Origin of the sequence: Microbacterium sp. NPDC080220, assembly GCF_040686395.1 — a bacterium.
Taxonomy (GTDB): domain Bacteria; phylum Actinomycetota; class Actinomycetes; order Actinomycetales; family Microbacteriaceae; genus Microbacterium; species Microbacterium gawkjiense.
The window spans coordinates 23,753-48,428 of sequence record NZ_JBFBOP010000005.1 but is presented as its reverse complement, the minus strand read 5'-3'; the positions used below and the strand labels follow the sequence as shown (position 1 = coordinate 48,428).

The 24,676-nt window shown below is 68.4% G+C and carries 22 protein-coding genes; 14 read left to right on the top strand and 8 right to left on the bottom strand.

Annotation, left to right across the window (positions count from 1 at the left end):
- From AB0P29_RS09305 to glmM, 9 genes are all read left to right on the top strand, one after another.
- Positions 1–1,185: a glycosyltransferase gene (locus AB0P29_RS09305; protein ID WP_363379491.1), complete on the top strand. Its 1,185-nt coding sequence runs from the start codon at positions 1–3 to the stop codon at positions 1,183–1,185.
- Positions 1,166–2,530, top strand: coding sequence for a hypothetical protein (locus AB0P29_RS09300; protein ID WP_363379490.1), 1,365 nt, complete (start codon positions 1,166–1,168; stop codon positions 2,528–2,530). The genes AB0P29_RS09305 and AB0P29_RS09300 overlap by 20 nt, the downstream gene beginning before the upstream one ends.
- A 23-nt stretch (positions 2,531–2,553) precedes the next feature.
- The gene (locus AB0P29_RS09295; RefSeq protein WP_363379489.1) at positions 2,554–3,954 is read left to right on the top strand and encodes a lipopolysaccharide biosynthesis protein; all 1,401 of its coding nucleotides are present in this window, start codon (positions 2,554–2,556) and stop codon (positions 3,952–3,954) included.
- Positions 3,955–3,995: 41 nt separating this feature from the next.
- Positions 3,996–5,042, top strand: coding sequence for a glycosyltransferase (locus AB0P29_RS09290; RefSeq protein WP_363379488.1), 1,047 nt, complete (start codon positions 3,996–3,998; stop codon positions 5,040–5,042).
- A gap of 621 nt (positions 5,043–5,663) precedes the next feature.
- Entirely contained in the window at positions 5,664–5,921 is a 258-nt protein-coding gene (locus AB0P29_RS09285; RefSeq protein ID WP_363379487.1) for a hypothetical protein, read from the top strand.
- Positions 5,922–5,976: 55 nt separating this feature from the next.
- Entirely contained in the window at positions 5,977–6,198 is a 222-nt protein-coding gene (locus tag AB0P29_RS09280) for a hypothetical protein (protein ID WP_363379486.1), read from the top strand.
- Positions 6,199–7,009: 811 nt separating this feature from the next.
- Positions 7,010–7,456, top strand: coding sequence for a 50S ribosomal protein L13 (gene rplM, locus AB0P29_RS09275; protein WP_253036147.1), 447 nt, complete (start codon positions 7,010–7,012; stop codon positions 7,454–7,456).
- Positions 7,457–7,485: 29 nt separating this feature from the next.
- Positions 7,486–7,971: a 30S ribosomal protein S9 gene (rpsI, locus tag AB0P29_RS09270; RefSeq protein WP_064003289.1), complete on the top strand. Its 486-nt coding sequence runs from the start codon at positions 7,486–7,488 to the stop codon at positions 7,969–7,971.
- Positions 7,972–7,978: 7 nt separating this feature from the next.
- Entirely contained in the window at positions 7,979–9,322 is a 1,344-nt protein-coding gene (gene glmM, locus AB0P29_RS09265) for a phosphoglucosamine mutase (RefSeq protein WP_363379485.1), read from the top strand.
- Positions 9,323–9,554: 232 nt separating this feature from the next.
- On the opposite strand, the gene AB0P29_RS09260 is transcribed toward glmM, so the two are convergent.
- Genes AB0P29_RS09260 through AB0P29_RS09250 form a run of 3 tightly spaced genes read right to left on the bottom strand, consistent with a single transcriptional unit; the run spans position 9,555 to position 11,586 of the window.
- On the bottom strand, positions 9,555–10,940 hold the full coding sequence (locus AB0P29_RS09260; RefSeq protein ID WP_363379484.1) for a PD-(D/E)XK nuclease family protein: 1,386 nt from the start codon (positions 10,938–10,940) through the stop codon (positions 9,555–9,557).
- A gap of 21 nt (positions 10,941–10,961) precedes the next feature.
- Positions 10,962–11,114 (bottom strand): hypothetical protein, encoded by a 153-nt coding sequence (locus tag AB0P29_RS09255; protein WP_363379483.1) that lies wholly within the window; start codon positions 11,112–11,114, stop codon positions 10,962–10,964.
- Between the two features lie 19 nt (positions 11,115–11,133).
- Positions 11,134–11,586, bottom strand: a complete 453-nt coding sequence (locus tag AB0P29_RS09250) for a hypothetical protein (RefSeq protein ID WP_363379482.1) — start codon at positions 11,584–11,586, stop codon at positions 11,134–11,136.
- 239 nt (positions 11,587–11,825) lie between these two features.
- On the opposite strand from AB0P29_RS09250, the gene AB0P29_RS09245 reads away from it, so the two are divergent.
- Positions 11,826–13,247 carry a DUF222 domain-containing protein gene (locus AB0P29_RS09245; RefSeq protein ID WP_363379481.1) on the top strand — a complete coding sequence of 474 codons (1,422 nt, stop codon included), beginning with the start codon at positions 11,826–11,828 and terminating at the stop codon, positions 13,245–13,247.
- A 235-nt stretch (positions 13,248–13,482) separates the two neighbouring features.
- On the opposite strand, the gene AB0P29_RS09240 is transcribed toward AB0P29_RS09245, so the two are convergent.
- Positions 13,483–14,946, bottom strand: coding sequence for a glutamate--cysteine ligase (locus AB0P29_RS09240; protein ID WP_363379480.1), 1,464 nt, complete (start codon positions 14,944–14,946; stop codon positions 13,483–13,485).
- A 183-nt stretch (positions 14,947–15,129) separates the two neighbouring features.
- Here AB0P29_RS09240 and AB0P29_RS09235 point away from each other — a divergent pair, with 183 nt between their 5' ends.
- From AB0P29_RS09235 to AB0P29_RS09225, 3 genes are all read left to right on the top strand, one after another.
- Entirely contained in the window at positions 15,130–15,300 is a 171-nt protein-coding gene (locus tag AB0P29_RS09235) for a CsbD family protein (protein ID WP_064003284.1), read from the top strand.
- Positions 15,301–15,489: 189 nt separating this feature from the next.
- Positions 15,490–16,641 (top strand): acyltransferase, encoded by a 1,152-nt coding sequence (locus tag AB0P29_RS09230; protein WP_363379479.1) that lies wholly within the window; start codon positions 15,490–15,492, stop codon positions 16,639–16,641.
- A gap of 54 nt (positions 16,642–16,695) precedes the next feature.
- Positions 16,696–18,513, top strand: a complete 1,818-nt coding sequence (locus AB0P29_RS09225; protein ID WP_363379478.1) for a hypothetical protein — start codon at positions 16,696–16,698, stop codon at positions 18,511–18,513.
- A gap of 17 nt (positions 18,514–18,530) precedes the next feature.
- On the opposite strand, the gene AB0P29_RS09220 is transcribed toward AB0P29_RS09225, so the two are convergent.
- The 3 genes from AB0P29_RS09220 to AB0P29_RS09210 all read right to left on the bottom strand — a co-directional run bounded on the left by AB0P29_RS09220 (position 18,531) and on the right by AB0P29_RS09210 (position 21,931).
- Positions 18,531–18,674, bottom strand: a complete 144-nt coding sequence (locus AB0P29_RS09220) for a hypothetical protein (protein WP_363379477.1) — start codon at positions 18,672–18,674, stop codon at positions 18,531–18,533.
- 327 nt (positions 18,675–19,001) lie between these two features.
- Positions 19,002–20,573 (bottom strand): GMC family oxidoreductase, encoded by a 1,572-nt coding sequence (locus tag AB0P29_RS09215; RefSeq protein WP_363379476.1) that lies wholly within the window; start codon positions 20,571–20,573, stop codon positions 19,002–19,004.
- Complete coding sequence (locus tag AB0P29_RS09210) at positions 20,570–21,931, bottom strand: alpha/beta hydrolase (RefSeq protein ID WP_363379475.1); 1,362 nt, start codon at positions 21,929–21,931, stop codon at positions 20,570–20,572. The genes AB0P29_RS09215 and AB0P29_RS09210 overlap by 4 nt, the downstream gene beginning before the upstream one ends.
- Positions 21,932–22,177: 246 nt before the next feature.
- On the opposite strand from AB0P29_RS09210, the gene AB0P29_RS09205 reads away from it, so the two are divergent.
- Complete coding sequence (locus AB0P29_RS09205) at positions 22,178–23,071, top strand: SDR family oxidoreductase (RefSeq protein ID WP_363379474.1); 894 nt, start codon at positions 22,178–22,180, stop codon at positions 23,069–23,071.
- Positions 23,072–23,103: 32 nt separating this feature from the next.
- Here AB0P29_RS09205 and AB0P29_RS09200 read toward each other — a convergent pair whose 3' ends face one another.
- Positions 23,104–24,666 carry a cellulase family glycosylhydrolase gene (locus AB0P29_RS09200; protein WP_363379473.1) on the bottom strand — a complete coding sequence of 521 codons (1,563 nt, stop codon included), beginning with the start codon at positions 24,664–24,666 and terminating at the stop codon, positions 23,104–23,106.
- Positions 24,667–24,676 lie beyond the last annotated feature (10 nt).

Sequence of the window (24,676 nt, the reverse complement as noted above, 5' to 3'; positions counted from 1 at the left end):
GTGAAAATCCTCCTGGTCAACACGTTTTATCCGCCTCTGCAGGTCGGCGGGGCGGAGAACTCCGTCCGTGAGCTCGCTGAAGATCTTCGAGCTGGCGGCCACAGCGTTGCTGTGTTCACGTTGGTGGCCCGCGGCGAATCTCGCAAGCGCCTCTCTCGCCCCGTCCTGGACAAGACCTCATCTGGAATCAGGATCTACCGGTACGCGACCCGAGCCGTGCGTCCATACTTCGAAGGGACGCGTGGCCGCCTGGCCAAGGTGATGTGGCATCTCCTTGAGAACGCGCGTGCGGCAACCCTACTCGCGCTATGGGCAGTCATTCGACGCGAGGACCCTGACATCGTTCACATCAACAGCCCTGGTGGCATCGGCGCAGCGGCATGGCTCGCGGCAGGGAGGCGCCCGGTAGTCCATACACTGCGGGATTTCTACATCGTCTGCACTTCATTCCGGACCTTCAAAGCTGGCCGCAACTGCGATCGGCAGTGTGACCAGTGCAGATTTGCGCGGTTTGGTGTGGCAGCAGCAGCGAAACGAACGGCGGCCGTCGTCTCGATTAGTGAGGCCACAGGGATGCGCCATCAATCTTTCGGGGCGTTCGTAGATCGAGAAATTCAGACCATCCAAAATATGCCCAAGAATACGGTGGGCCCCAGGTTCGCCAAGCCGGCCTCCCACGTCACCTTCGGCTTTATCGGTCGTGTGGACGATTACAAGGGCATCTGGATTGTTCTCGAAGCGTTCCAGCGAGTTACCGATGAAGGTATACGGTTCATCGTCGCGGGGAGAGGGCCCGAGGAAGCAGAGGCGCGTCTTGCTCATTGGCCCGACCGCCGAGTGACGCACGTAGGTCACATCCCGGCGTCGAAATTCTATGAACAGGTGGATGTTGTGGTCGTTCCCTCCCAGTGGCACGAGCCGTTCGGTCGGGTTGCGGCCGAGGCGGCGGGATCCGGCTGCGCGGTGATCGTGTCTGGCCTCGGTGGTCTACCTGAAGCTTCCCAGGGCGCGGTTCGGTCGGCCATTGTGACAGATCCCACCTCCATCACCGACTGGAGTGCGGCGATGCAGAACTTTGCTTCCTTCCACGCGACTGCGGTGCCGGAGTCAGTACCAAGCGACCGTCCCGTCTGGGCCCGGTACGTGGAGGTTTACCGAGAGGTTCTTGCGGATCGTGCTCGCTGAGGATCGCCCACGGCGGTCGCAGATCGCTCAGGCAACCGCGCTCTTTCTTGCGGTGGTACTCGTTGTCGTCTTCGTGCTTGCCGCGGTGGAGCGGTTCGGGGCACTCGCGTGGCTAGCGATGGCGATCTTCCCCTTGTTCGTCGTCCCGCGCCTGCTCATCGTGGCTGGTATCTTGCTTGACGCGGTTCTGCTGGTTCTCCATCTCCTTTCTCCGAGTACGGCCACGCTGGCGTCTGCTGCCGTGGTCCCCCTTGCGCTGGTCGGCCTCGCGCTGTTGCTGCCCCGTTCGAGGACGGTTCGGCAGCGCGTAGTCTCCACTTTGCCGGGCGTGCTGCTCATCTTGCTCATAGGTGGCGCAATTGGAATCGCGAGCATGCCGATGGCGCAAGTACTAATCGGCATGCGGATCGTGATTGGCCCAATTGTGGTCTTTCTTGCGGCCCCCGCATTCGCGCGCGGTGATGTCGAGAAAGTGACGCTGGCTGCAGGCTGGCTTATTCTTGCGAGCAACATCGCCGCAATCTGGCAAATGGCAGCCGGGGTCGGAGTACTGCAGTCGATGGGGCTCGTCTACGGGGCTTCACTCAGAACCGTCGATTCCGTGCTCCGACCGCCAGGTCTCTTCGTCGCCAGCTATGTGTACGGCGGTTTCGCGTCTGTGGTGGCTGTATTGCTTTTGGCCCGCTTATTCAGGGAAGGACCTCGGCGAGTCGGGTTTGTTTGGATCCTTCTTACGCTGGCGGCGGTAGTCGGGGTGGTGCTGAGCACGTCTCGCTTCGCATTGATTGTGACTGCGGCGGGCATCCTTGGGGCCATTCTGGCGAGCTCGCGCGAGGTCTCGTGGTCTGTAAGGGTGGCGTCGATCGGCGCGTCGGCCGCGGCAGCTTTCGCTTTTCTGACGTACGGATTGACCTCTAACGAAAGCTGGTATATCCGCCTGGCGGTGTGGCGAGATGCTCTCGGGGAGGGCTCGTCCCTTCTCGGAAACGGTTGGGGGTCGGCAGGTTCCGCCACTCTCTCCTCATTTTCGACAGGCGCTCGTATCGTCGACTCCTACTTCATCAACCTCTACATTCAAATCGGAGTTCTTACAGTTGTAGCAGTTATCTGGCTCGTGGTCCTGGTTGCTCAAGGTTTGAGAGCGCGGTCCCAGGCCAGCATTATGCGGTGGGCTGGGGCGTGCGCGGGGGTGGGGCTAATCGCCAGTTTCACCGTGACAGAGACGTGGGAATATTATGGGGCCGCCTCGATGGTGATGCTCGCGCTTGGATCTGCAGGAGTAAGCGTGGAGCAACCGCTTGCAATCCTCGCGAAGAACGGCGAACGGCTGGAGCGAGTCAAGTGAGTTCAGGAGCTCGAGGAGCGCGGGTGACTCTGGTGAGTCAATGGGTGCGATTCGCGATTCAACTTGCCGCCTATGTCGTCTTAGCCCGGTTGCTGTCTCCGGAGGAGTTCGGCATTGTCGCGATGGTCACCGTGGTGGTCACTTTCGCGGCGATTTTCGCAGATTTGGGGCTGTCGTTAGCGGCGCTCCAAGCGCAGACTCTTCGGCGCGAGGAGAGGAGCAACCTTTTCTGGCTCAACGCGGGCGCGGGTCTCGCGTGCGCTTTAGTGGTGATAGCTCTCTCCCCAGTCCTCGGTGTCTTCTATAACTCGATAGAGGTCGTGGCGGTTTCAGCCGTCCTCGCCGTCCCCTTGTTCCTCAACGCTCTCGCCGTGCAATTCCGGGTCGAGCTCATGAGGGATGCGCGATTCAGTGCGCTCGCCGCGCAGGAGATTGCAGCGTCCTTCGCCGGCCTAGTACTCGCGGTCCTCTCGGCCCTGGCCGGATGGAGCTATTGGGCGCTCGTCGTACAGACGCTCACTCAGTCCGTGCTAATCCTCGTCATCGTTCTCGGGCAGACGCGCTGGCGACCTTCATGGCCGAAGCGAACGGGGACTATGGGGCGTCTGGTCGGATTTGGGCGGGACACACTCGCCCTGCAGCTCGCCTACATGATCAGCCGGGGTGTAGACCAACTGATCATCGGGCGGGTGCTCGGGGCTGACGCCCTGGGTTACTACAGCAGAGGAAGTCAATTAGTCTCGATGGCTTTCCAACAGGTGCTATCCCCGCTGACGAGAGTCGTTCTCCCAAAGATCTCCCGCGCCGAACCCGCGGATTTTCACCGGCAGATTGAGTTGATCCATCGAGGAGTCTGCGTCACCGTTGTGAGCCTCCTTGGGCTGATAATTGCGGTATCTCCGCCAGCCGTCCTCGTGATACTGGGCCGCGAGTGGACGGACATGGCTGCAGTTGTCCAGGTGCTCGGCGCGGCTGCAGTTTTTCAAGCCGTCGCGTACATCTACTATTGGGCGTTCTTGGCGAAGGCGCGGACGGGCGTGCTTTTCTGGTCTGAACTTCCTGGACGACTTCTCATGATCGGCGGCTCAATCGCGTTTGCGAGGTATGGGATCCTTGCCGTCGCCGTTTCGATATTGGCGGGGCAACTACTGATGTGGCTTCTCGGAGCCTATTTTTCTCGCCGATACGTGGGGCTCGAAAGTGGCAAACTGCTTCGGATAAGCGCAGGTGCGGTTGCTTGGACGATGGTGCCGACTCTCTCGACCTTGATCCTTAGCCGTGTGCTGACGCAGTCGGGGGTGCCGCCCCTGGGCGTGCTGCTTGTCGCCGGGGGGGCGTGGGTGGCGCTCTGGGGCGCGGCGCACCTGTCGTCGGCTCGCCGCCGGGCCACTTTAGTGAACTTGATCCGTGCGGTGATCAAGTGACGGTCAGGTGCGGCAATTCGCAGGATCAGGAACTAACCGGGTTGAAGCTTTCCCTCATATTGGCGCTGCACAACGTTGAAGGCTATGTCGCTGACTGTGTCCGTTCCATAATCAAAGCGACCGACGGTACTGACGCCCACGGCTTAGAGGTCGTGATCGTCGACGACGCATCGCAGGACAGGTCTCTCGAGGTCGCCCTGGATGAGTTCGCGGGGTGGGGAGGGAGCGTCGCACATATCCGACTCGACGAAAATGTCGGGGTGGGGGGTGCTCGTGGGCGGGGCGTAGCTCTCGCCCGCGGGCGTTTTCTTTGGTTCATCGACCCGGACGATGAGCTGGTCCCCGACGCTATAGCTACGGTGATCCGTCGCCTTGGCTCCGCAAGCCAAAGCACGATCATCGAGTTTCCTGTCATCCATAGGATCGATGAGCTCGGTCGAACGCTGGCCTTCGCGGACCGGAGCCTGGCAACTGTTGCGTCCACACGATTCGGCAGTTCCATCTCCGGCGCGGAATATGCGCTCCGTCTGCTGTGCAGGCGGGTGCCGGGTGTGTTGTGGACGAAAGTGTTCCCCGCATCCGTGTTACAGGCGCACCTCGTGAGTTCTGAGCGACACTCGGAGGACATCCTCACGCTCTTTCGTATCCTTCAAGAGGACTGCTCTGTGGTGCAGTTCGAGGAGGTCATCTACCGATATCGAGATCGGGCGACGTCCTTGACTCGAAGTCCGAACTACTTCTTGCGGAACGCCGGCCAGTACGCGGAGTGTGTGGAGCTCGCCAGATCTGCACCATGGTGGTCTCCCACGTTCGACTGGGCCAGCGACTATTTCCTGTTCTCGCGAGTTGAAATGCCTCGGATGCGAGCGCTTGCTCGCGGTGAGAACGAAGGCGATTTTCGCAATGAGTTCCGCCGCGCATCAACCGCTGCCTCGTGGCGCTCCGTTTGGTGGTGGCTGGTGGGGGCGAAGTTGCCGTTCGACCGGGTGGGGATACTAGCCCGGACATTTGTGCTTGCGAAGGCCGTGCCGTCGTCATGGCGTCTTTACCTTCTCTACTGGCGCCGCAACGCGGCGCGAAAGGGCTGACCGATGATGAGACTCCAGAGCATCAGAGAACGTGCGTGGCGCCGGGCGGAGGCGATCACGAACGATGTGGCCAGCCCGGCAAAGGCCTGGGCGCTTCAGCACAGGGCCGAAGTTGCTCGCGAGCCCGTGACTGGCGACGCACCTGTCATCGTTAGCCTGACAACGCACGGGGCGCGCTTGGCGAGTGTTCACCTTGCGGTGGAGTCAATAGCGCGCGGTGTGGTCCGGCCGCGCCGAATCATTTTGTGGCTGGACGATCCAGAGCGATTCAAGAGTCTGCCTATTGCATTGAAGCGCCAGGTTCAACGCGGGCTTGAGGTGCGGCTGACGACGAACTTCGGGCCGCATACGAAGTATTTTCCCGCGCTCGGCGAAGCAGCGGCCGCGGACCTTCGGCTCGTCACAGCAGATGATGACGTCCTCTATCCGCGGGGATGGTTGGCGCGGTTAGTGCGTGCTTCGGATCGTGACCCGCGCCATATTGCTTGTTGGCGCGCGCACCGTATAGCGCTCAATGGCCGCGAGATTGCGCCATACCTGTCGTGGCGCCCCAGTTGGTCCCCGGCACCCTCTCATCGCAATTTTCTGACAGGCGTGTCGGGAGTCATCTACCCACCCCGTATGATCGACGCCCTCGTGTCTCGAGGAGATTCGTTTCGCGATTGCGCGCCCCGCGCGGACGATGTGTGGCTCAACTACGTAGCGGCGGCGGAAGATATTCGAGTCGCCCAGGTCTTGCGGCGGCCGAGGATGTTTGCGCTTCTCGCGGGGACACAAGCGAGCGGACTTCTGCACAGCAACGCGTTCGGGGCCGAAAACGACCGCCAGATCGCGCTCACATACGACCAGGGTGCGATCGACCGCGTTCGTGTTGGTTGATGGCGGGGCGGGAGCCAGCGGCCCGTGAACCGAGTCGCGACGATGGAATCGGAACATGACTGCCTGCTTCTCTCGCTCTCCACGACAGCAACAGCATCCCCGGTTCGGGCTCGGCGTCTTCAAGTTTGACCCGGCCGGCGCCGAGGGCTTCGTGAGTCAGGAACTCGAGATCGCTTCGGCCACATCGACACCGCCGCGATCTATGGCAACGATCAACGTGTCGCCCTCGGGATCCCGCACCGGGCCTGAAGAGCTGTTCGTCACGATGAGTCCCTGAACTCCGAGCGGGGCGCACACTGCCCGCTCGACGCATTGACGCATACCGCATCCAATAGCTCCGCCCCCTACATCGACCGCCACGTCGAGATTTGGCAGACCATGGAGCAGATGAGGAACTAGGGCGTCATTCGATCGATATCGGCGGCTTCAACTTTCCATCAACCCCATCCGCAGAAGCTCCTCGACACGCCGACACTATTGGGGCGTCCAACGGCATCGAGCTGCCCTCGCCTTCGCGTGGCGCGAGCTCCGCGCGGTCGGTGAGCCTCTTCGCATCGGCACTGGAGCCTCAACCTCTCGGCGAAGGCCGCCGCAGCCAGGCGGGCAGCTCACTCTCGCTCAGCTCCGGGTCCGCGCGCGCCCGGACCGAGTCCGCGACTGCCACCTTCCAACCCGCGGAGCCGCGAGCAGAGGGAAATCGCGACAACCTCCGCATTGGCTCATGACCCACCCCAGGGCCTCATCGAGTGCGTCATGGCGATCTCGGCCTCCGGCCCCGACTTAGCCACGCGCTCGTCCTCCCCGCGACCGCTGCCCACGCCGGAGCGTTGCCCGGCAGGCGAGTCATCCGGCTCCGGCCGGTTTCGCGGTTTGGCTGACTCGTCCGCTCGCTCCGTTCCACGTGTCACCCCTGCGCATTCGCCGGCACGTCCGAAATGACGTAGACTGAACCTTTGGTGCTCGGCTCAGCTGGCCCGACACCACGAACGTGAGCCCTCCACTGGCGTGTTCGACCGGCATCCCGAGCGAACCACCCCGGAGTGGGATTCACGAACTCCTCCGTTCGAATCAATGAAAGCAGCACTACTGTGACGCGCACGTACACCCCCAAGGCTGGTGAGATCACCCGTGAGTGGGTGGTCATCGACGCATCCGACGTCGTCCTCGGCCGCCTCGCCTCGCACGCTGCCACGCTCCTGCGCGGCAAGCACAAGCCCACCTTCGCGAACCACGTCGACACCGGCGACTTCGTGATCATCATCAACGCCGACAAGGTGGCCCTCACCGGCCAGAAGCTCGAGCAGAAGAAGGCCTACCGCCACTCGGGCTACCCGGGCGGCCTCAAGTCGGTCACCTACGCCGAGCTCCTCGAGAAGAACCCGGTGCGCGCCGTTGAGAAGGCCGTCCGCGGCATGCTCCCCAAGAACAGCCTGGGTCGCCAGCAGCTGTCCAAGCTCAAGGTCTACGCCGGTGCCGAGCACCCGCACGCGGCCCAGCAGCCCACCACGTACACCTTCGACCAGGTCGCCCAGTAAGCGCCGCAGAGAAGAACAAGGATTATCTGATGGCGAAGATCGCTGACTCCCTCGACCAGACTCCCGAGAACTACTCGACCGAGACGCCGGCTGCCGCTGAGGCCGCCCCGGCTCGCCCCGTCCTTTCCGTCCCCGGCGCCGCTGTGGGCCGCCGCAAGCAGGCCATCGCCCGCGTGCGCCTGGTTCCCGGCTCGGGCACCATCACGGTGAACGGCCGCACCATCGAGGACTACTTCCCCAACAAGCTGCACCAGCAGCTCATCAACGACCCGTTCACGGTCCTCGGCCTCGCCGGTGGCTACGACGTGATCGCCCGCATCTCGGGTGGTGGCCCCTCGGGCCAGGCCGGTGCGCTGCGCCTGGGCATCGCGCGTGCCCTCAACGAGATCGACGCCGAGAACAACCGCCCGACCCTCAAGAAGGCCGGCTTCCTGTCGCGTGACGCTCGCGTCAAGGAGCGCAAGAAGGCTGGTCTCAAGAAGGCGCGCAAGGCTCCCCAGTACTCGAAGCGTTAATCCTTCGATGGCACTGTTCGGGACGGACGGTGTGCGGGGCCTCGCAAACGGCCCCCTCACCGCCGATCTCGCGCTCACCCTGGCCCAGGCGACCGCGGTCGTCCTGGGCCAGGGCCGTATCGCCGAAGCCCGCCGCCGCAGCGGACGCCGCCTCACCGCCGTCGTCGCACGCGACCCGCGGGTCTCGGGTCACTTCCTCAGCGCAGCCGTCGCCGCAGGACTCGCATCCTCCGGCGTCGACGTGCTCGATGCCGGCGTCCTGCCGACCCCGGCCGCCGCGTTCCTCGTCGGCGACATCGACGCCGACTTCGGCGTCATGATCTCGGCCTCGCACAACCCGGCGCCCGACAACGGCATCAAGATCTTCGCCCGTGGCGGCGTCAAGCTCCCCGACGTGGTCGAGCAGCGCATCGAAGAAGCCATGGCCGGCCCCAAGCTCGCCCCCACCGGGGGAGCCGTCGGCCGCATCAGCCGGTTCGCCGACGCCGAAGACCGCTACGTCGTGCACCTGCTCGCATCCCTGCGCACCAGCCTGCGCGGCCTGCACGTCGTCCTCGACTGCGCCAACGGTGCCGCATCCGGGGTCTCACCCGAGACGTTCCGGGATGCCGGCGCCAAGGTTACCGTCATCGGCGCCGACCCCGACGGCCTCAACATCAACGAAGGCGTCGGCTCGACGCACCTCGACGTGCTCACCGCCGAAGTCCTGCGCACCGGCGCCGACCTCGGCATCGCCCACGACGGCGACGCCGACCGCTGCCTCGCCGTCGACGCCGACGGCCGCATCATCGACGGCGACCAGATCATGGCGATCCTCGCCGTCTCGATGAAGGAGCGCGGCCTGCTACGCGACGACACCCTCGTCGCGACGGTGATGAGCAACCTCGGACTCCACCGCGCGATGGCGGCCCACGGCATCCACCTCGAAACGACCGCCGTCGGCGACCGTTACGTCCTCGAGCGCATGAACGAAGGCGGCTTCTCGCTCGGCGGCGAGCAGAGCGGCCACGTCATCATGAGCGACTACGCCACCACCGGCGACGGGCTACTCACCGGCCTGCACCTCGCCGCAGAGGTCGCCCGTCAGCGCAAGCCGCTGTCGGAGCTCGCGAAGGTCATGACCGTGTTCCCGCAGGTGCTCATCAACGTCAAGGGCGTCGAGCGGTCGCGCGCGACGGATGCTGATGTGCTGTCGGCCGTTGCGGAGGTCGAGGCGGAGCTTGGTGATTCGGGGCGGGTGCTGCTGAGGCCGTCCGGCACCGAGCCGCTGGTGCGGGTGATGGTGGAGGCCGCGTCGGAGGCGGACGCGCAGCGGGTCGCGGAGCAGCTTGCGGAGGTCGTGCGGGGCTGAGGGTGCTGTGCCCGCCGAGATCAGGGGGCGCGCGGCATCCCCGCCGGCACGCCCCTGAACGTGCCGCATCCGGGGTACTGGAACGGATCGCTCTGGACGCTGTTCTGGGAGTTCCTCTGCTACATCGGCGTCCTCGCCCTCGGACTGCTCGCGCTCTGCCGCTTTCACGCGACCGTGCCGATCATCTTCGGCCTCACGCTGCTCGGCCTGATCGCCACCGCCTACGGCCCCGTCAGCGGATCGCCTCGCCGCAACCGCATCGACCGTCGCCGTGCGCGGCGATGTCCCGGAGCGCGGCCAGCACCGCGGCGTGCAACTCCTCCGGCGTCCATTCGGCGAGAGGGCGCGTCTGCACCCGCGCACCGACGATCCCGCAGGCCGAGCGCGGGATGTTGCGCGTCTCATCGCCGATGTGCCCCACCCACCACGGGAAGACGGCGAGGTCGTTGCCGGACACCCGGAACCGCGCCACGCCCTCGACCCGCTCGTTGAACGTGACACCCTTGCCGCTCTGGTTCACGCGCACCGTGCGCAGATAGCCGCCGAGGCTCTGCTCCGGGCGCACCCTGGACACACCGTCGCGGGCGCTCCGCAGCGCCCTCCCTGTGAGGTACTCCGCGTAGGCGGAAAAGAACTCCGCCACGCCCGGCGCCTTCGCATGGTCCTGCGCGAGTATGCGCGGCGCGTGATCCAGCACGTAGGACAGCGTCCGCACCAGCTCCGAGGACGAGCGTGACCGTTCCTCGAACCGTGTCGTCAACCTGCCGAAGACATCGGATGCCGCCGGTGCCGGCGCCGAGCTCCTCAGCCCCGCCACGTACGCGGCGAGCCGCGCATGCGGCGCTCGCCTCTCGGCATCCGCTGGTTCGATCTCGTCGGCGACACCGAGCAGCAGATCGGCGAACCGCACCTGCACGGGCTTCGGCTGAGCGGCATCCGTGAAGAAGAGTCCCGCGATGCGCTCGTCCGCAGGTCCCGCACCGCGTCGGTCGACGTCGGCCACGAAGTCGTCGATCACGGCGTCGACCCGCGGCGCCACCTTGCGCGTCTCCCGTGCCGCCGCGATCACGTCGACGAAATCGCCGTACGTCAACGCGGTCCACCCCTCGTCGTCGGGTTGCTCGGCGACCTCGGTCAGGAACACGAACACGTGCTGCCACCCGGCATACGCCGACGTGATCCACTCGCGGTATCGGCACAGCTGCTCATCGTGCGCGCTCGAGGCGAGTTTGCTCTCGATCGCGATCACGACCCGGTTCACATGATCGACGACCGTGATGTCGATGCGCCCCGCGAGTGCGGCGTCCGAGGCGCGGGGGACCGGCGTCTCGATGCCCGTCCGCACCCGGCGGACGCCGACCACGGGCTGCTCGCCCGGCCCCGCCCACACGGCGGCGATCAGCGCGTTGACCACCGCGGCATCCAACCCGTGGTTCTCGGTCGGGTCGAGCAGCCAACGCACCACCCGGTTGTACCGGTTCTCGTAACTCTGCTCGCCGTAGTGGACGATGCTCCAGAAGTTCGCCGGCGGCAGGGCGCGCCGCTCGATCGCCGGCTCGTCGAGCAGTGCGAGCAGGGCATCGGCGAGGTCATCGGCGCGGGGGTCGGGGTCGGTCATCAGAAGCCTTTCGGTGAGGGTTCAGCGCACAGCGTCGTGCGCGGCGATGCGGTTGTCGGTGTCGGCCGTCGGCGAGGGCGGTGACGAGGTCGCCGGGGGCGTCACCCCGCGCTCGGACAGGGTCTTCTCGACGCCCTTCGCGGCGACCGCCACCATGGCGGCGACCGCCGCCATCCATTCCTCGAACGCGGAATCACTCAGCCACTCGCCGGCCGGGCGACGCAGTGCACCCACGCCGGTACCACCTCACGCCGACGTCATGGGCGATCGCGCCCGCGCCGTTCGTGATGACGACACCCTGGTCGTCGGCATCCGACCGCGCGAGCCACGCCACCAGGGACTCGGCCTTCTGCCGTCGATCCCGCCGCGGCTGCCAGGCGACGGCCAACACCACCGTGACGCCGAGCACGAGGGCGTTGAGGAACGGGCCGAGGAGCCCGCCGAACGTGTCGCCGACCGGTCCCGTGCGCGCGCCCCAGTGGCCGTCGCCGGGAGCATTCGCGGCCTGGAACGCGGCGACGATCGACACCGCCATCGTCCCGATCAGGGCCGCGCTGAGGGCGACGATCAGGCCCCACAGGGCGATACGCGCGGTGAGCCACATCCACCGCCGGTCGCGGAGGCGGATGCTGTCTTCGTCCGTCATGCGAGTTCTCCTCGGTCGTCGCTGGTGCGCAGACGTGTCGGGAGGCGGACGCGCGCGGAGCGGCAGGCGGGGCGAACACCCGCCGTCGGGGCGACGTTAGGGTCCGGCGGGGGCGGGGACGGGTGGGAATGCGGAACCCGGACGATTCCGAACACCCCTGCACGACGGTGGGCCGGTCGGTTATCCACAGCTTGACGAACACATGTACGAATGTCGGAGGTGTGTGGCATCGTACAGATATGCCATTCGCGACGACGCTGCGAGAGAGTGTCGAGGGCCTCACCGCCCTCGATGCGCTCGACGTCGACGCGTCTGACCTGGCGGCATCCGTCGGTCGTCTCGATGACGACACGGTGAGGACGCTCATCGCCCGCGCGGGGCGGGTGGCCCGTGAGATCGGTGTGCTGCAGGCGGTGCTCGCCGGTGTCGCGGCGCAGCGATCGAGCCGCGAGCGGGGAAGCGGTGGGCTCAGCGCCGAGACCGGGCATCGCACGCCGGTCGAGATGATCCAGGCGACCATCGGCATCACACGCGCCGAGGCGACGCGCGCCGTGCGAGTGGGGGAGGCGCTGATGGGCACGGGGGATGCCGGGTGGCACGGCGCGCTCGATCGGCTCCTCTACGACGGGGCGCTGTCGTCGGCGCAGTACGGGGCGATCCTGACGGGGCTCGGTGATCCGCCGACGCTCGGTCTTGCAGCGGCGTGGACCAGGGCAGCCGAACGGCTCGCGGACGAGGCCAACCAGTGGTCGGTGGAACAGCTCACCGCGCAGGCGCGCACACTGCGCGACATGCTCGACCCCGCCGGAGCCGAAGAGCGGTTCGCGCGGCGCTTCGAGCGCAGGTCGTTCCGGCTCTGGACCGACGGCGACGGGTTCTCCCGAGGATCGATGGTCTTCGACGACGAGATGGGGCCGTGGATGCGGAGCGTCCTCGACGCCGCCCTCCGCCCCCGCCGCGGCGGGCCCAGGTTCATGACCGACGCCGAACGTGCCGAGGCCGCCGCGCTTGTCGACGACGCGCGATCGAACGAACAGCTCTCGTACGACGTGCTCGTCGACGTCCTGCGCGCGGGCGCGCTCGCCACCGCGAAAGACGTGTTCGGAGCGCGTGAGCCCGGCGTGCGCGTCATCGTCACCGAGGCGCCCCGCGACGGCCTCGGGCGTCACGGAGCGACCGGGATCGTCGAGGACGGCGGCTCAGCCCTGCCCGGCTCGGTCGTCGACCGCGCGCACTGCACCGGCGGCCGCATCCGCATCGAGGTGGATGCCGCCGGCACACCCCTCGCCGTCGGACGCGACGAGCGACTGTTCACCCGCGCGCAGCGGGTCGCGCTCGCCGCCCGCGACGGGGGATGCCTCTGGCCCGGGTGCGAACGACCGCCGTCCTACTGCGAAGCGCACCACAGCATGCCGTGGTCCGAAGGCGGGAAGACCGATACCGACGAGGGCGTGCTCCTCTGCCGGTTCCATCATCTGCTCCTGCACAACAACGGGTGGCGGATCGAGCGGGTCGAGGCCGGATTCGTGCTGCACGCTCCGCTCGGCAGCGGGCGGGAGCCCGTGCCGCTCCGATCGAAATCGCCGCTGCGGTGGCTGTGGGACCCGCCACCCGACCGTACCGGATGGCGCACCGCCGGGGTGCAGGCGCGGGCGTCGTGAGGAGATGCGGTGTGCGGGGGCCCGGGATGCGGCGCGGGTACGCGCGGGATAATGCGGCGTGCGGCGTGCGGCGTGCGGCGTGCGGCGTGCGGCGTGCGGGGTGCGGCTTGCGGTGCGGCGGCTGCGGCGACGGCTGCGGTTGCGTGCGGCGGCTGCGGCTGCGGCGACGGCTGCGGTTGCGTGCGGGGCGCGGCTGCGGCTACGTGCAAGGCGCGGCTGCCGGGGGCGGTGCGGGTTACGACCAGGTGTGGACCGGCTCGTTCGTGTGCATCGCCTCGCGGTACTCGAGAAGGGTGGCGCGCAGGGCGTCGGCGCGTTCCATGCCGGTGCGGGCCCGCATCCGCTTCGCGAACCACTCCGCACCGTTCGTCTTCGCGGCGCAGCGCCCCTCGATGATCCCGAGATACCGGTCGCGCTCCGCAGTCGACGCGCCCCACGCGTCCAGGCCCTCGGCGGCGAGCGGCAGCAGCGTGTCGCGCACCAAGTCGGTCGCCGGCACGTGGCCCACACCCGGCCACGACAGCCGCGCGTCGATGCCGTCGCGCGCCGCCGAGAGGAAGCTCTCGCGCGCCGTCGCGAACGGCATCCGCGACCACACCGGGCGCTCGCTCTCGGCCAGCGAACGCACCAGCCCGAAGTAGAACGCCGCGTTCGCGACCGTGTCCGCCACCGTCGGCCCCGCCGCGAGGATCCGATTCTCGACGCGCAGATGCGGCATCCCATCGGCCACGTCGTACACCGGACGGTTCCACCGGTACACCGTCCCGTTGTGCAGCTTCAGCTCCGCCAGCGACGGCACCCCGCCCGCCTCGAGCACCTCCAACGGATCCTCATCGTCGACGATCGGCAGCAGCGCCGGGAAGTAGCGCACGTTCTCCTCGAACAGGTCGAACACCGACGTGATCCAGCGCTCCCCGAACCACACCCGCGGACGCACCCCCTGCGCCTTCAACTCCTCGCTGCGCGTGTCGGTCGCCTGCTCGAACAGCGGGATGCGGGACTCCCGCCACAGCTCCCGCCCCAACAGATACGGCGAGTTCGCCGCCACCGCCAGCTGCGCCCCCGCGATCGCCTGCGACGCGTTCCAATACGCCGCGAACTGCGCCGGCGACGTCTGCACATGGAACTGCGTGCTCGTGCACGCCGCCTCCGGCACGATCGAGTCGGCTGTCGTCTCGAGCCGCTCCGGCCCCGCGATCGAGATCGCCAGATCCTCGCCGCGCGCATCGAGCACCTGCTCGTTCAACAGGTCGTACCGCGAATCCGCGCTCAACGTGCTCCGGCTCAGATGCCGCTCCGCCAGCGTGGGAAGGATGCCGATCATCACCAGATGCGCACCCAGATCCTCCGACCGCGCCTCGGCCTCGTTCAGCCGCTCGCGCAGACCCTCCTCGAACGTCGTCAGCCCGCCCTCGCGCAGCTTCGCCGGCGGGACGTTGATCTCCACGTTGAAACGCCCCAGCTCCGTCACGAACGCCGGGTCCGCGATCGCCCGCAGCACCTGCTCGTTCCGCATCGCCGGGTCACCGACGGCGTCGACGAGGTTCAACTCGAGTTCGAGCCCCGTCATCGGATCATCCGTGTCGAAGCGCGCCTCGCGCAGCATCCGCTCGAACACGTCGAGGTTGCGACGGATCTTCTCGCGATGAAGGGTGCGGTCCGCGCCCGTGATCTCCTGGCTCTCGACTTCTTCTCCCACCCCGCCACGATAGGTCGCGACACCGCCGCCCGCCGGGGCGTTGACAACCCGCGCCCCGTCGACCATGACGCGCTAACCCATCACGCCGCGAATAGCCAGGGGTTGGCTCGCATCCGGCGCCTGCCTAGCGTGGGTGGTCCCGGAACGCGCCGCTTCCGGGAAGATCGACGGAAGGACCAGATCATGGGACTCGACGACAAGATCAAGAACGCCGCACAGGACCTCACCGGCAAGGGCAAGGAGGCCGCCGGCAAGGCGAGCGACAACGAGCGCCTCGAAGCCGAAGGCCACCAGGACCAGACCGAGGCCAACCTCAAGAAGGCCGGCGAGAACGTGAAGGACGCGTTCAAGTAAGCCTCCCTCCACCGAACGCCCGGGCCCACCACGGACCCGGGCGTTCGGCATCCCACCCCGCATCCGACGACTCACAGACGGATGCCGGGGCCCGCCACACCCGTTCGCGTACACTTCACTCGACGTTTTCCCCGACGCGACGCGTGAACTCCCCCCTCCACGGCCGTCGGCGGGCGCCCCGGGAGATCCATGAAACGGCTGACATCGCTCGACGGTCTGCGCGGACTCGCCGCGCTCATCGTCCTCGTGCACCACATCATGCTGACGTTCCCGCTGTTCGCGGAGCCCTATCTCAAGGGCCGCGCCGAGAACGGCCTTCCCGAGCTGCTCGCCTACAGCCCGCTGCACATCTTCTGGGACGGCGCGGGCGCGGTCTTCATCTTCTTCGTCCTGAGCGGTGTCGTGCTCACGCTGCCCGTGCTCAAGCAGGGCCGCGACTTCTCATGGGTCGGCTACTACCCGCAGCGACTCCTGCGCCTCTACCTGCCGGTCTGGGCGGCGATCATCGTCTACCTCGGCTGGGTGCTGATCATCCCGCGCGACCGCGGCATGGAGAGCGCCTGGCTCGACATCACGAGCAAGCCCGTCAGCCCCGAAGCGATCTGGGGCGACGCGACCCTGCTCTTCGGCACCGGTGACCTCGTCAGCCCGCTCTGGTCGCTGCAGTGGGAGATCGCGTTCTCGTTCCTGCTGCCCGTGTTCGTCTTCCTCGGCGTCCGGTTCGCCCGGTACAACTGGATCCTCGCGATCGCCGCCGTCGTCGGCATCGGCGTCTCGGCATCCCTCGGCAACCGTGCGCTCGTGTACCTGCCGATGTTCCTCATCGGCGTCGTCATCGCCACCTGGCTGCCGACCATCCGCGCGTGGAAGCCGAGCCGCGGCACGCAGGCGCTGCTCCTCCTCGCCGCACCCATCCTGCTCGTCTCGCCGTGGCTCATCCGCCCGTTCGAGTCGCTCCGCTTCCTCGTGAAGCCGTTCGACGCGGTCACCACCATCGGCGCCGTCGTCGCCGTGATCGCCGCGATCGTCGTCCCGATCTTCCGCCGCTTCCTCGAGAGCCGCGTCATGCAGTGGTTCGGGCTCATCTCGTTCAGCCTGTACCTCGTGCACGAGCCCGTCGTGATCTCGATGGCGCACCTGTTCGGCGACCAGAACCTGCGCATCGCCGCCCTCGTCAGCGCCGTCCTGTCGATCCCGCTGTCGTGGGTGTTCTTCACCATCGTCGAGATCCCGAGCCACAAGCTGTCGCGTCGCGTCGGCGACTTCGTCCGTGCGCGCACGAAGAAGCGGCCGCAGCCGCACGCGCCCATCGCGCCCGACGTCCACGCGCACCGCGCCTGACCCCTCGCTAGACTGACGCCGGGCCGACCCGGGCCCGCTGGGGAAAGACGCAATATGGCCGGGGGAGATCCCGCACCCGTCGCTCGGCGACGCATCGGTCTCGGCGCTCACGTGTGGTGGGATGCCGTGACCAGCGGTGCCTTCTTCTCGCCCGCGGCGCTGTGGATCAGCATCCTCATCGCGGTCACGGTCCTCGCCCCGTTCCAGCACATCGACGAGGGCGCCGGGATGGCCCACGTCGTGTCCGTCGGGTTCCTGGGGTGGGCGGCGCTCGCGGTGCTGCTCGTCCCGGTCGCGCTCGCCGAGCGGCGACTGCGCCGCGCGTCGCACCGTGGCATCCTCGTCCTCACCGCGGTCGCGGTGGCCGCCGGCATCCGTCCGTTCGTCAACGAAGCCATCTACGTCGGGCTGTACGACGGGGTGCCCGACTTCGACGGGATCGGCGTACGCATCGGGTCGAACGTGTTCGTCTGGCTCGCCGGCCTGTCGATCATCGCGATGACCGTGCGGTCGATCGAGCTCACCCGCGGTTCGCGCCGGCGACTCACCGAGGCGATCGCGGTGCTGACCGCCGGTCGCCGGCGTCTCGCCCGGTTCGAATCCGAGAACCGTGCCGAGCTCGCCCCGCTCGTCTCGCGGCTGCGTCGCCGCCGCGACGAGATGCTCGCCGGCACGATCGACTTCGCCGCGGTCCGCGCGTACTCCGAGGAGGTGCGCACCGCGAGCCACCGTCTCGAGGAACGCGCCGGGCTCGACCTGCGCGCCGTCGAGGGCGGCACCGGTGAGCATGCCATCGAGCCGCCGTCCCGGTCTGCGTTGACGATGCTCCGCCCCGCGCCGTACCTGCTCACCGGCTTCGTCTTCCTCGTCGGCGCCGTGCCGTACGCGTATGAGTCGAACGGACCGTGGGCGGCGCTCGCCGCGATCCTCGCCGGAGCGCCGGTGACCCTCGCGGCCGACGCCGTCATCCGGTGGCTCGCCCCCGGCAAGGCCCCCGCGCGACGCGGACGGATCCTCGTCGGCGTGTGGCTCGCAGCCGGCGTCGCGATGACCGCGGTCGCGTGGGTCATCCTCGGACCGGCCGATCCGACCCGTTTCGTGCCCCTCATCTCGCTGCCGCTCGTCGCGCTCGCGCTTGCCGCGTGCACCGACGCGATCGCCCGCGCCGCCGACAGCGCCCATCGCCTCGAAGCGGTGCTGAGCCTCGTCGCCCGCACTCTGACCGCGAAGACCGCGTCGGCTCGCCGCCCGCTGCGGAACGCGGCGCACGTGCTGCACGGGCGGGTGCAGGGACGGTGCGTGCTGTTCGCCGCGGCCGCCGACGAGTGGGAGCTCACGCCCGACGACATCGAGACGTTCCGGCGAGAGACGGATGCCGCCTTCGACTCGATCCTCGCGTTCATCGCCGAGAGGGATTCGGCCGCGCTCGAGGGAACCTTGCAGGGGGCGCACGAGGACCTCTTCGAGCTCGTCGCGACGTGGCGGACGGTGCTCGGGGTGTCGAGCGAGATCTCGCCCGAGGCGGTCGACGCGCTGCAGGACCCGGCGCTGTCACGCCGCGTCGCGACCGTCGTGAACGAGGGGTTCGTCAACGCGATCAAGCACTCCGAAGCGAAGGAGGTGTGGCTGTCGATCGACGTCGTCGACGGTGCGCTGCTCGTCCGCACGTGGTCGCGCGGAGTGCTCGACCGCCGGCCCGCGGTGGGTCCCGAGCTCCGCGGCATCGACGTGCTCGGCGTCGGGTCGCGCATCTACCAGCGCGACGACGTCGTCGTGCTCGAGGTGCCGGTGCCGCTCAGCACTGAGGTCGTAGCCGCCGCGCCGGCGGTGCGGCGGCCGTGGTGGACGCCGCGGGCGCCGCGCGTCGGCTGAGGATCAGTACTCGGGGATCAGTACTCGAGCAGCGCCGCGACGACCAGCGCGAGCGCGCCGAGCGCGACTACGACCAGCGCGGCATACGCCCACCGGGGCAGGCCCGGCGGCTTCGGAGTAGACCGTTTGCGACGGCGACGGGTCGACGAGCGAGCTGACATCAGGTTCCTCCCCCCAGAGCGGTCATATTCGCACACATGCATTTCGTCGCCGTTAACGGGACCCTGCGGCTTGGGGGCTGGGTGTCGCCGCATTGCCGCGTTCACGGATGCAATGGATGCCGGGCGACACGCGGCATCCTGCGGTCGGGGGTCGGCGTGTCGGGTCGGATCTGTTGCATCCGTCAACGCCGGTAGCGCGGGTCGGTGCCGGGCGACCCACCGTTCACGGATGCAATGGATGCCGGGCGACACGCGGCATCCACGGGTCGGGAAGCGGCGTGTCGGGGCGGATCTGTTGCATCCGTCAACGCCGGCGACCGACCAGCCTCAGCGCGCGGCGAGCATGAGGTCGGCGGTCCGCAGCGACAGGGCCATCTGCGTCAGTGCCGGGTTCGCGGTCAGCGCGCTCGGGAACGTCGAGTTGTCGCAGATCCAGAGGTTGTCGACCTCGTGGGAACGACCGGATGCGTCGACGACGCCGTCCTCGGGGTCGTCGCTCATGCGCGCCGTCCCGAGCGTGTGGCACGAGTGCTGCGTGACCCGCGTGCTGCGCGCCCCCGCCGCCCGCAAAATGCGCTCCATGACGGCCGCACCGTGCTTGTCGATGGCGCGCTCGTTCTCTCCCTGCGAGAACGAGATCTCGGCGCGCGGCATCCCGTCCTCGGCGAGTTCGTCGCTCAACGTCAGCGCGTTGCGGTCGTCGGGCAGGCACTCGCCGTTCATGCCGACACCCGCGCTGTACGGGTACTCGTCGATCGCCGACATGAGCTCCTCGCCCCACAGCCCCGCGCCGCGCACGAGCTGCGTGCCGAAGTTCAGCGGCATGACGCCGAGGCTCTGCAGCAGGTATCCGCCCACGAAGTCGGCATCCGCGGGGCGCACGAAGTCCTCGCTGATGATCGACGACGGGTAGCCCCGGTATGCGCGGATCGGCTCGTCGAACCGGCCCCACACCTGCACGCCGCCGTGCGCCATGAACCCGCGACCCACGACGCCGTTCGCGTTGCCGACCCCGGTGTGCAGCAGCAGCCGCGGCGTCTCCACGCCGCCCGCCGCCAGCACCAGCGCGGCGCACCGCTGTCGCCGCTCGACCCCGCCCGAGCGGTACACGACCGCGGTCACCCGGCCTGCGGCATCCCGTTCGATCCCGTGGACGAATGCGTCCGGGCGCACCTCAGCACCGGCCGCCACGGCGGCGGGGAGGTACGTGTTCGCGGTCGTCGCCTTCGCGCCGAACCGGTCACCCTGATGGATGTCGCCGTTGTCGAGCGTCGCCGACCGCACGCCGAAGTGCGGCTGATCGCGGTCGCGCGTGAGGATCGCGGCCGGTCCGTCGGTCGCGGTGATACCGAGTGCGTCGCAGCCGCGGATCATCACGTCGGACGACCCGTTGCGGCGCACCGGGGGATAGGCGTATCGGCGCGACGGATCCCACGGGTAGTGCGCGGGACCGCTCACCCCGATGTCGGACTCCACCCGCTCGATGTAGCGGATCAGCTCGGCGTGATCGATCGGCCAGTCCCGGCCCTCGCCGGTCTCCGAGCGCAGCCGCAGGTCGCGGGCATCGGGCCGCGGCGTGAACGCACCCCAGTGCAGCGTGCTGCCGCCGACCCCGTAGCCGCTGTTGTTCGGTCCGAACGCCGTCGGGTCGGCGCCGCCGCTCAGCCGGTCCGACATCCAGTTGATCTTGGTGGAATCCAGTTCGTCGGGCGTGAACTCGGCGGGCGCGAAGTCCGGCCCCGCCTCGAGCGCCACGACCCGCAGCCCCGCCTGCGCCAGCCGTGCGAGCAGCGGAGCACCGCCGGCGCCCGTGCCCACCACGACCACGTCGACGACCTCGTCGGTGGCGAATCGCTGCATGCCGGGGGAGTCGGTCACCCGGCGACGATCGCCGCTCATGCCGCCCCCTCCCCGAGCTCGGCCGGTTCCCACGCCTCGCGTCTGCCGGCGGAGATCTCCGACCACCCCACGGGCCGCGGACCCGTCCCGCCGATCGCGAACGCGTCGAACCCGATCCGTGCGAGCGACGCGGGGTGCGACAGCCACATGCGCAGCATGTCGTTGCGCGCATCCTCGAACCACGAGCGGATGCCGTCGGCCCCCAGACCCGCCGCCGGCATCCCGTCGGTGATGAGCCGAGTGATCAACGCGCGCTGCTCGGCGGCGTCGCTCGGCCACACCTCGGCGATCGCGTCGAGCCCGCGCGCGTACGCGACGGTGTCGACGGGCGATCCCGCCGGCCGCCACCCGTCGCCGCCGCCGTCGGCGAGCATGTCGTCGATCCGCGCGGCCAGGTCGACGGCGGCGCCGTGCTGCGGCACGATCCGTGCGGCGAGCTCGCGCAGGGTCCCGACCTGCGCGTCGGTGAGGGCGCGTGGCACGCGACGCGGGTCATCCGCGATCGCGCGGTGCGCGAGCGTCCGCCGCACCGCGACGTCGACCCGCGACGACGCGATCACCCGACCCCACTCCGCGGGGACCGTCGGCGCCGTGGTGCGGATCACGTCCCAGAGCTCGGCGAGCACGGCGGCGACCCGCTGGGGAGCCTCGTACGGCAGCAGATGGCCGACCCCCGGCATCCGCTCGACCCGGGCCCGGGGGTAGACGTCGGCGACCAGCGCCGGCTGCGCGTCGGCGCCGAGCGCGTCGTCCTCCGTCCCCGCCAGGACGACCACGGGCAGATCCAGCACGCCCACGAGTCCGGTCGCGTCCTCGAGGCTTCCCGCGGTGAACCAGTCGCGCCAGGCGGATGCCGGCTGTCGCACGACCGCGTCGACGGCGGCCTCGTGCACCTCGGGGGCGAGCGGGGCGACGATGTTCGCGGCGACGAAAGCCGCGGCATCCTCGCGCGACAGGTGCGCGCCCTGCGCCGTCGCGAGCATCTCGGCGCGCTTGTCGTCGGGCATCGGTTCGGGCGTCGGGGGAGAGGGGGCGAGCAGCACGGCGCCCGCGAGCCCGAAGACCGGCTCGGTGCCGGCCAGCACGCGCGCCATGACGCGGGCGGCGACCTTGCCTCCCAGGCTGTGCCCACACACGAGGAACGCGCCGCCGTCGGCCTCGGCGGCGATCCGTTCGAGCGCCGTGTCGGCGAGGTCGTCCACCGACGCCGCCCGTCCGCGATCCAGCAGGTCGATCCCGACGATGCGCAGACGCGGATCCGCTGCCGCCGCGATGGCTCCGGCGGATGCGGCATCCAATCCCGATCCCGGCAGGAAGAAGACGGTGCACTCGTGAGGGGGGTTCGCAGCGCTCGGCACGGGACAACCCTAGGAACGCGGCCGACCTTCCTCGCCTGCTTGCGCACCCGCCGGGGAGGTGCGATCATCCCCGCGGCCCCGCCGGCGTGCGCCGGATTCGGAGATCTGCCCCGGATTCGGACCAGACACCGCTTCCCGATCCGACTCCGGTCTCACCCTCCGAATCCGACGCGGGGCCTCCTGTCACCAGAAGCCGTCGCTGGCAAGGGGGCGAACGGATGCCGCATCCCGACCTACGGTGGCGCGATGACCGATCAATACACGTTCGACAATCCCGTCACCCGGTACCCGCGTGTCGAGCCGCCCCTGCAGCACCAGCCCGAGCCGGGCGTGCAGGCGCGGATGACGCCGGTCCCCGACCTCGGCGAGTCGACGTACCGCGGTTCGGAGCGGCTGCGCGGGCGCCGGGCGCTCGTCACGGGCGGCGACTCGGGCATCGGCGCGGCGGCGGCGATCGCGTTCGCGCGCGAGGGCGCCGACGTCGTCATCGTGCACCTGCCCGACGAGCAGGAGGATGCCGATCATGTCCTGCAGGTCATCGCCGACGCGGGCGTCCGAGGTCACGCGATCGTCGCCGACATCAGTGACCGTGAGCAGTGCCGTGAACTCGTGGCCGAGGCCGCGGAGTTCCTCGGCGGCATCGACATCCTCGTCAGCAACGCGGGCAAGCAGGTCGCGGTCGAGCGCGTCGAGGACCTCTCCGACGAGCAGTTCAGCGAGACGTTCGAGACCAACGTCTTCGCCTTCTTCTGGATCGTCAAGGCCGCCCTCGTCCACATGCCTCCCGGGGCATCCATCATCAGCACCGCCTCGCTCGAGGCCTACAAGCCCGCGCCCGACCGCCTCGACTACGCCGCGTCGAAGGCCGCGGTCAACAATCTGTCGAAGGGTCTCGCGCAGCAGTTGGCGTCCCGCGGCATCCGGGTCAACGTCGTGGCTCCCGGCCCGGTGTGGTCGGCCCTGCAGGTCAGCGACGGGGTCTCGGACGAGCAGATGCGGGCGTTCGACGAGGAGAACGAGTACAAGCGCGCCGGTCAACCCGCCGAGGTCGCGCCGGCCTTCGTGTTCCTCGCGTCGGCGGAATCGAGCTATGTCTCGGGCGAGACGCTCAACGTCAACGGCGGCATGGTCACGCCCTGACCGTCAGACGCCCGGCGCCTTCCAATCCGGGGCTAGCGGGTGACCGAGAGCGAGAGTTTCGGCCTCGCGGGCGGCTGCGGCGCGCTGAGGATCACGCCGACGTCGACGCGCGCGCCGTTCGTGAGGTTGGCGACACCCCACTCGGAACCGCGGCACGTGACGCGCGCGGATGAGGAGCCGGCCCCGGCGACGGAGCACGACATGCCCCAGGCGTTGTTGATCGCGCTCGCTCCCGGCGATGCCCAGGACGCCGTCCACGAGCGCACCTTCCCGCTGGACGGCGGGAACACCGAGAGGCCGACCTGATACTGGCCCTGCCACGCGCTCGTCACGGTGAGCGTGGCCGACACCCCGTTCGACGAGGCGCTCGACGTGCCACCCACGGCGGGCGGCTGCGACGGCTGCGGCTGGGGCTGCGGCTGCGACCCGGGAGCCGGTGCCGCCGGGTACGGCACCTTCTTCGGCGTCAGGATCGGCTTCAGCGCCGCGAGCTTCGTCTTCTCGCGGGTGTACCAGTCGTCCTTCAGCAGGCCGCCGGTGTCACCGCTGTTCGGGTTGAACGACCAGTACCCCCAGCTCATGCGCCGATCCTTCAGATAGGCGACGAGCTTCTTCATCCACGCTTTGTCGGACGCGCTCTGCAGCTTCGTCCCGAACTCGCCGACGAAGACCGGTGCGATGTTCTTCCGCGAGATGTAGCCCCACTGCTTGTCCCACACCGAGGTGAGGTTCGCGGGGTAGTTCTTCGCGTGGAACCAGGTCTGATCGAACACCGAGGCGGGGTACTCGTGCGGCGAGTAGACGACCCGGTTCTTCACCTTCAAGGTGACCGGCTTCGTCTTCACGCCGGTCAGGTTGCCGCCCCACCAGGAGTTGCTGCCGTCGGCGCCGTACTGGACGCCCTCGACGATCATGAGCAGCTTCGGGTTGACGGCGTGGATCGCGTCACCCGCCCGCATCGCCGCGGCGCGCCAGTCGCGCGAACGCACGCCGCACCCCCAGCACGCGGTCCCGCTCGGTTCGTTGTGCAGGTCGAACCCGAAGACCGTCGGCTCGCCCTTGTAGCGCTTCGCGAGCGCCTTCCAGTCCGAGATCCATTTCGCCTCGGAGTAGCGCGCGGTGTACCAGAGCGCGGACTGCGCGTCCGACCCCGGGCGGTGCCGGTCGAGGATCACGCGCAGCTTGTACTTCCGGGCCGTCGCGACGACGGCATCCATCACCTTCAGCGTCGAGGCGCCCGCGAGCTTCGGGTTGAGGGCGAGGTTCACCGACCCGACGGACTTCTTCGCCAGGCACTCGTTCGAGAACGGGACACGCACGGTGTTGAATCCCATCCCGGCGATCTGGGCCATTCCCTGATCGAGCGAGATCGACCACAGTCCGTGGGGCGCGCAGGTCTCGGTCTCCATGCCGAACCACGATGTCGCGCGGATCGTGAACGTCTTGCCGGTCGAGACGTACTGGATCTTGTTGCCGTTGGTCTTCAGCCACGACAGGGGGGCCGTCGCGGCATCCGCCGTCGTCGGTGTCGCGGCGATGCCGAGGGATGCCGCGAGCACGAGCGCGGTCGCAACCGCCAGCACGCGTCGGAACATGGAAAACCCC

Excerpts from the sequence above, each read along its gene's own strand:
- AB0P29_RS09285 (WP_363379487.1), top strand. The coding sequence starts at position 5,664 with ATGATCGACGCCCTCGTGTCTCGAGGAGATTCGTTTCGCGATTGCGCG.
- AB0P29_RS09280 (WP_363379486.1), top strand. The coding sequence starts at position 5,977 with ATGACTGCCTGCTTCTCTCGCTCTCCACGACAGCAACAGCATCCCCGG.
- rpsI (WP_064003289.1), top strand. The coding sequence starts at position 7,486 with ATGGCGAAGATCGCTGACTCCCTCGACCAGACTCCCGAGAACTACTCG.
- glmM (WP_363379485.1), top strand. The coding sequence starts at position 7,979 with ATGGCACTGTTCGGGACGGACGGTGTGCGGGGCCTCGCAAACGGCCCC.
- AB0P29_RS09260 (WP_363379484.1), bottom strand. The coding sequence starts at position 10,940 with ATGACCGACCCCGACCCCCGCGCCGATGACCTCGCCGATGCCCTGCTC.
- AB0P29_RS09255 (WP_363379483.1), bottom strand. The coding sequence starts at position 11,114 with ATGGCGGCGGTCGCCGCCATGGTGGCGGTCGCCGCGAAGGGCGTCGAG.
- AB0P29_RS09250 (WP_363379482.1), bottom strand. The coding sequence starts at position 11,586 with ATGACGGACGAAGACAGCATCCGCCTCCGCGACCGGCGGTGGATGTGG.
- AB0P29_RS09245 (WP_363379481.1), top strand. The coding sequence starts at position 11,826 with ATGCCATTCGCGACGACGCTGCGAGAGAGTGTCGAGGGCCTCACCGCC.
- AB0P29_RS09235 (WP_064003284.1), top strand. The coding sequence starts at position 15,130 with ATGGGACTCGACGACAAGATCAAGAACGCCGCACAGGACCTCACCGGC.
- AB0P29_RS09230 (WP_363379479.1), top strand. The coding sequence starts at position 15,490 with ATGAAACGGCTGACATCGCTCGACGGTCTGCGCGGACTCGCCGCGCTC.
- AB0P29_RS09225 (WP_363379478.1), top strand. The coding sequence starts at position 16,696 with ATGGCCGGGGGAGATCCCGCACCCGTCGCTCGGCGACGCATCGGTCTC.
- AB0P29_RS09220 (WP_363379477.1), bottom strand. The coding sequence starts at position 18,674 with ATGTCAGCTCGCTCGTCGACCCGTCGCCGTCGCAAACGGTCTACTCCG.
- AB0P29_RS09215 (WP_363379476.1), bottom strand. The coding sequence starts at position 20,573 with ATGAGCGGCGATCGTCGCCGGGTGACCGACTCCCCCGGCATGCAGCGA.
- AB0P29_RS09205 (WP_363379474.1), top strand. The coding sequence starts at position 22,178 with ATGACCGATCAATACACGTTCGACAATCCCGTCACCCGGTACCCGCGT.
- AB0P29_RS09200 (WP_363379473.1), bottom strand. The coding sequence starts at position 24,666 with ATGTTCCGACGCGTGCTGGCGGTTGCGACCGCGCTCGTGCTCGCGGCA.